Below are 5,611 nucleotides of genomic sequence, written 5' to 3' on the forward strand. Positions count from 1 at the left end.
GGCGCCCGCCACGATCGCTGATGTTCCTGCTGACCTGCACCGGCTCGCCGAGAGCGCCGGTGCCTGGCCGTTCGAGGAAGCGCGCAAGATCGTCGAGCGGCTTAAGCGTCGGCCTAAAGACGAGGTGGTGTTCGAGACCGGCTACGGCCCCTCGGGCCTGCCCCATATCGGCACCTTCGGCGAGGTCGCGCGCACCACCATGGTGCGCCATGCGTTTCGCGTGCTCACCGAAGACAAGATCAAGACCCGGCTGATCGCGTTTTCCGACGACATGGACGGCCTGCGCAAGGTGCCGGACAATGTGCCGAACAAGGAGATGCTGAGCGAGCATCTCGGCAAGCCGCTGACCCAGGTGCCGGATCCGTTCTGCACCCATCCGAGCTTCGGCGCCCACAACAATGCGCGGCTGCGGGCGTTTCTCGACACCTTCGGCTTCGATTATGAATTCGCCAGTTCGACCGACTACTACACCTCCGGACGATTCGACGAGGCTCTGCTGCGGGTGCTGGAGCGGTTCGACCAGGTGATGGCGATCATGCTGCCGAGCTTGCGCGAGGAACGCGCGGCGAGCTATTCGCCGTTCCTGCCGATCTGCCCGCGCAGCGGCGTGGTGCTGCAGGTGCCGATCGTGGCGCAGGACGCCAAGGCCGGCACGATCACCTATGACGATCCCGAGACCGGCGAACGAGTGACGCTGCCGGTCACCGGCGGGCACTGCAAGCTGCAGTGGAAGCCGGACTGGGCGATGCGCTGGACCGCGCTCGGCATCGACTACGAAATGGCCGGCAAGGATCTGATCGATTCGGTCAAGCTGTCCGGCAAGATCTGCCAGGCGCTCGGCGGCAAGCCGCCGGAGGGGTTCAACTACGAGCTGTTCCTGGACGACAAGGGCCAGAAGATCTCCAAGTCGAAGGGCAACGGGCTGACTATCGACGAGTGGCTGCGCTACGCCTCGCCGGAATCGCTGTCGCTGTTCATGTATCGCGAGCCGAAGGCGGCGAAGCGGCTGTATTTCGACGTCATCCCGCGCAATGTCGACGACTACCAGCAGTTCCTCGACGGCTACGCCCGGCAGGACGCCAAGCAGCAGCTTAGCAATCCGGTATGGCACATCCATGCCGGGTATCCGCCGAAGTCCGACATGCCGGTGACGTTCCAACTGTTGCTGACGCTGGTGTCGTCGTCGAATGCGGAGAACGCCGCGACCTTGTGGGGTTTTATCGGCCGCTATCGGCCTGGCGTAACGCCGCAGAGCCATCCGAAGCTCGACGCGATGGTCGGCTACGCCATCAACTATTATCGCGACTTCGTGGCGCCGACCAAGACCTTCCGCGAGCCCAACGACGCCGAACGCGCAGCCTTGCAGGATCTGCGCGACGCGCTGTCGCAATTGCCGGCCGACGCCACCGCCGAGGCGATCCAGGATGTGGTCTACGAGATCGGCCGCCGCGAGCCGTTCCTCGACCACAAGAAGGCGGCGAAGGACGGCAAGCCCGGCGTGTCGCTGGACTGGTTCAACATGCTGTATCAGGTGCTGCTCGGTCAGGAGAAGGGGCCGCGGTTCGGCTCGTTCGTGGCGGTCTACGGCCTGCCCAATGCGGTGGCGATGATCGACGGCGCGCTGGCGCGTAGCGCGTAGCACGCTCACCCGCGATGCGACGGCGCCCGGCGCGGCGCCCGCAGTGGCATCGCGCCGCGTGGTGATCATCGCTGGCGGTCGTCCTCATGCCGCATCGCGTCATAACGCTTGTGGCGATGCATCAATACAACCTCCGCGATCATATGCCGCAGCGTCTACCCCGCCTCAGTTGATCTCGAACAAAGTATCATCGTCCACCGAACTCGCAGACTACGCCGCACCACGATATCCCTCACGACGCTGGTTCGGCTGTTTCGACTCCTGAGAGCATTCGACTCCGGAGAGTCCAAGAGGGGAGAGGCATAACTCATCATCGCGGAGGAAACGATGTTTGCTTACGTCGATTACTACGTGCCTTACAATGCGAACATGTCGACCACGGTCTGGGCGTTGTATCTGTTGGCCGTGCTCGTCTACTGCAGTCCGATGATCATCGCGTTCTATCGCAACGTCGACAACAAGTGGTGGCTGTATTTCGCCAACCTGCTGCTCGGCTACACCGGCATTGTCTGGACCTATTGCTTGTTCTACGCGATCTTCAAGAGCAAGCAGCCGCCCGGCGCCCGGCCGGCGATCGCGTGACCGGCGTCCGCAGCAGCGCGCCGGCCGCTGCGGACTGCTTACCAAGTTATGTCGGCACGGCGCGTGTGGATGACGCCGCAGTCGGCGCCGGCCAAGGTCAGTCGCCGCTCGCCGCCTGCTATCGCACCACGCCGGAGATGAAGCCCGGCTTGCGTCGCGGCGGTTTGATGTCTTTCTTCAGAAAGCAGCGCGCGTCGCGGCCGACATAGCCCGGCCTTGCATAGGTCCAGGCCCGGCAATTGTTGTCTTCGGCGCAGGCCGCCTTGCAGGCTTCGTCGTCCTCGCCGCGCTTCAGGTCGAAATTCTTGTAGTCGCCGCCGTAGCGGTCGATCGCCGCCTCCATCGCCGAATTGCGCGGCTCCAGCACGCCGGCACCGCGCACGCCGGAGACGCAGCAATGGCTTTCCACCCGTGGCGGCACGCTGCTTTTCAGCCAGCACAACGCACCGGCCTCCGGCGCGGTGGGGTAGGCGAAGCTCCAGGAGCGGCAGCGGCGGTCGCGCTCGCAGACGATGGCGCAATCCGCCGGATCACCGCTGGAGATCGCCGAGCGCGAATAGTCGCCGCCGGGACGGTCGAAATTGCTTTGCGCCGCAGCCGGCCGCGGCAGCAACGCCAATGCCAGCAGCAAAGCGGCGCCGATCAGTCCGAACGCGCCACGTTGCAAGATCCCGATGCCGAAGTCCGCGTGCATTGTCGCATCGCCTCCCCAGCGAAGGTCTGATCGAACAGCGCGCCCGACGCCAGAGCTCCGCTGCCGTTGCAATTTAGAATGCCCCGAAACGCCACGCACGATCGCCCCGCGCCCGAACCCGGCATTTGACCGCGAGGGACCTGTACCGCTGATGAACGGCGGCTCGCCGCCACCGCGTTGCTAGCGTGGCTTGTCTGTACCGGCGATGAACGAACCGGGCCAAAGCGTTTTCGAGCGAAGTGGGATCCGGTTCGCGTGAAGAAAACGCGTCAAAATAGCAATCGAGAGCTATGGTTCTGATCGATCAGAACCGAAGAGCACTTAGAACGCGTAGGCCTGATAGGCCGGTTCCACCGAGCCGTTCCAGGCGCCGTGGAACTTGTCCAGCATCTCTTCGGCCGGGCTCTTGCCGCTGTCGAGAATGCGGTCGAGCGGCTCCAGATACCGTGTCTCGTCGCGGCCGTCGTGATCGACCCGGGCGCGGCGGCGGAGCCCGTTATGCGCCAGCGCCAGGCACTCCTTGGCGATCTCGAACAGATAGCGGTCGCGGATCTTGGCCTTGAAGCCGAGCTTCGGCACGTCGTCGCGCATCGCTTGGCGCTCCGCCGCGGTCCAGGCCTTGGCGATCTGCCAGGCGGCGTCGAGGCTCTCGTCATCATATAGCAGACCGACCCAGAATGCCGGCAGCGCCGGCAGCCGGCCCCACGGCACGCCATCGGCGCCGCGCATCTCCAGATAGCGCTTCAGCCGCACCTCGGGAAAAATCGTCGACAGATGATTGGCCCAGTCCGACAGCGTTGGCCGCTGATTGGGAAACAGCTTGTTGTTGCCGTCGAAGAAATCCCGGAACGAGGAGCCGGCGACGTCGATGTAATGGTCGCCGCGCTTGATGAAATACATCGGTACGTCGAGCGCGTAATCGACCCAGCGCTCGAACCCCATGCCGTCCTCGAACGCCCAGGGGATCATGCCGGAGCGGGCGTTGTCGGTGTCGCGCCAGATCTCGGAGCGGAACGACAGGTAGCCGTTGGGCTTGCCCTCGGTGAACGGCGAATTGGCGAACAAAGCGGTCGCCACCGGCTGCAGCGCCACCGAGACCCGTAGCTTCTTCACCATGTCGGCTTCCGAGGAGAAGTCGAGATTGGTCTGCACCGTGCAGGTCCGGTACATCATATCGAGGCCGTATTTGCCGACCTTCGGCATGTAGCGGGTCATGATCTTGTAGCGGCCCTTCGGCATCGCCGGGATCTGCGACCGCGACCATGACGGCGTCATGCCGAGTCCGAGAAATCCGATGCCGAGCGGCGAGGCGATCTCGCGCACCTGCGCCAGATGCGCCATCAATTCGGACTGGGTTTGATGCACGGTCTCGACCGGCGCGCCCGACAATTCGAATTGTCCGCCCGGTTCGAGCGAAATCGCACCGCCGCCGGTGACGTCGTAGAGGCCGATGATATTGCCGTGCTCCATGATCGGCTCCCAGCCGAGCAGAAGCTTCATGCCGTCCAGCAGCGCGCCGATGCCGCGCGCGCCCTCATAGGCGACCGGATGATGGCCCTCAAGCGTGAATGGCGTTTTCTCGTGCTCGGTGCCGATCCGGAATTCGGATGGGGGTTTTACGCCAGCTTCCAGCCACGCAACCAATTCGTCGCGCGATTGCAGCGGCGTCATATCGATCTGGTCACGCGCTATACGAATTCCGGATGAAAGGCGCTTCGACCGAACGCGCACGGTGTCGGAGATATCCCCAAACCGAGCGGCCCGGAGATGCGAAATACAGGAACAATATCATCGGACGGCCACGCCGTCTCTGGCGGCGAGCACCGCGGCGTCGTCACACGTACAGCCCAGGCGGTCAAGCAGGCCGCAAAGTTTCACGGCGTCCGCATCGGACAGTTTCGAACCGACATGCTTTTCGATCGCGGCCGAATAGGCGGTCCCCATCTTCCTTTGCAGCTCGCGTCCGGCTTCGGTGATATCGACGAACTGGCCGCGCTTGTCGATCTTGCATTCGCGGCGGACCGCGAGCCCCTCGTCCACCAGCCGGTCGATCAGCCGCGACGCCGAATATTGCGGTATCAGCATTTGCCGTTCCAGTTCAACCGGCCGCATCTCGCCCGAGGGCGCGCGCGACAGTTCGAACAACGCCTCATACCAGGCCAGCGGCGGGAAACCGGCCTTCTTCAATTCCTGCTCGACCGCATCCAGCACCCGGCTCTGGACCCGCATCAGGCGAATCCAGGCGGCGGTCGCTTCGGTTGACGGTTTGCGCTTCATGGTCCGGTCCGTAAATTCATAGGGCTAAGTGTACCGCACTAAATGCAGCTGCATCAATCTTGACTATTCCAGGTATCTGCATTTAGTCGCTCCGGCATTCGCTCGCCCCCGGTCTCCGACAACCCACGTCCACGGAAGGAAAGCCCGATGAAACTCTATTATGCGCCCGGCGCCTGCTCGCTCTCGCCCCACATTGCGCTGCATGAAGCCGGCCTCGCCCACGAACTCGTGAAGGTCGACCTCAGGGCGAAAACAACCGAAAACGGCGAGGATTTCGCCACCATCAATCCGAAAAGCCAGGTGCCGGCGCTGATGCTGGACAGCGGCGAACTGGTGACCGAAGGGCCGGTGATCGTTCAGATCATCGCCGACAAGGCGGCGGGCAAGAATCTTGCGCCCGCCCACGGCACCGACGAGCG

The 5,611-nt window shown here is 63.7% G+C and carries 6 protein-coding genes; 3 read left to right on the forward strand and 3 right to left on the reverse strand.

Going from position 1 to position 5,611, the window contains the following annotated elements:
- The first annotated feature begins 13 nt into the window (after nucleotides 1-13).
- The gene (locus VGC77_RS00440; RefSeq protein ID WP_331169612.1) at nucleotides 14-1,639 is read left to right on the forward strand and encodes a lysine--tRNA ligase; all 1,626 of its coding nucleotides are present in this window, start codon (nucleotides 14-16) and stop codon (nucleotides 1,637-1,639) included.
- Between the two features lie 327 nt (nucleotides 1,640-1,966).
- Nucleotides 1,967-2,221, forward strand: a complete 255-nt coding sequence (locus VGC77_RS00445) for a superinfection immunity protein (protein ID WP_331169608.1) — start codon at nucleotides 1,967-1,969, stop codon at nucleotides 2,219-2,221.
- 118 nt (nucleotides 2,222-2,339) lie between these two features.
- On the opposite strand, the gene VGC77_RS00450 is transcribed toward VGC77_RS00445, so the two are convergent.
- From VGC77_RS00450 to VGC77_RS00460, 3 genes are all read right to left on the reverse strand, one after another.
- On the reverse strand, nucleotides 2,340-2,915 hold the full coding sequence (locus VGC77_RS00450; protein WP_331169609.1) for a PAN domain-containing protein: 576 nt from the start codon (nucleotides 2,913-2,915) through the stop codon (nucleotides 2,340-2,342).
- 321 nt (nucleotides 2,916-3,236) lie between these two features.
- Complete coding sequence (locus VGC77_RS00455) at nucleotides 3,237-4,607, reverse strand: glutamate--cysteine ligase (RefSeq protein WP_331169613.1); 1,371 nt, start codon at nucleotides 4,605-4,607, stop codon at nucleotides 3,237-3,239.
- A 96-nt stretch (nucleotides 4,608-4,703) separates the two neighbouring features.
- Nucleotides 4,704-5,192, reverse strand: a complete 489-nt coding sequence (locus tag VGC77_RS00460) for a helix-turn-helix domain-containing protein (RefSeq protein ID WP_331169610.1) — start codon at nucleotides 5,190-5,192, stop codon at nucleotides 4,704-4,706.
- 147 nt (nucleotides 5,193-5,339) lie between these two features.
- Between VGC77_RS00460 and VGC77_RS00465 the strand changes: the two genes are divergently transcribed.
- Nucleotides 5,340-5,611, forward strand: a 272-nt coding sequence (locus tag VGC77_RS00465) for a glutathione S-transferase N-terminal domain-containing protein (protein WP_331169611.1), incomplete at its 3' end; no start/stop codon positions are given.

It is taken from the genome of Rhodopseudomonas sp. (assembly GCF_036404135.1).
Classification (GTDB): domain Bacteria; phylum Pseudomonadota; class Alphaproteobacteria; order Rhizobiales; family Xanthobacteraceae; genus Rhodopseudomonas_A.

What these genes read in the sequence shown, in the direction of transcription:
- VGC77_RS00445 (WP_331169608.1), top strand. Translation starts at nt 1,967, where the DNA reads ATGTTTGCTTACGTCGATTACTACGTGCCTTACAATGCGAACATGTCG.
- VGC77_RS00450 (WP_331169609.1), bottom strand. Translation starts at nt 2,915, where the DNA reads ATGCACGCGGACTTCGGCATCGGGATCTTGCAACGTGGCGCGTTCGGA.
- VGC77_RS00460 (WP_331169610.1), bottom strand. Translation starts at nt 5,192, where the DNA reads ATGAAGCGCAAACCGTCAACCGAAGCGACCGCCGCCTGGATTCGCCTG.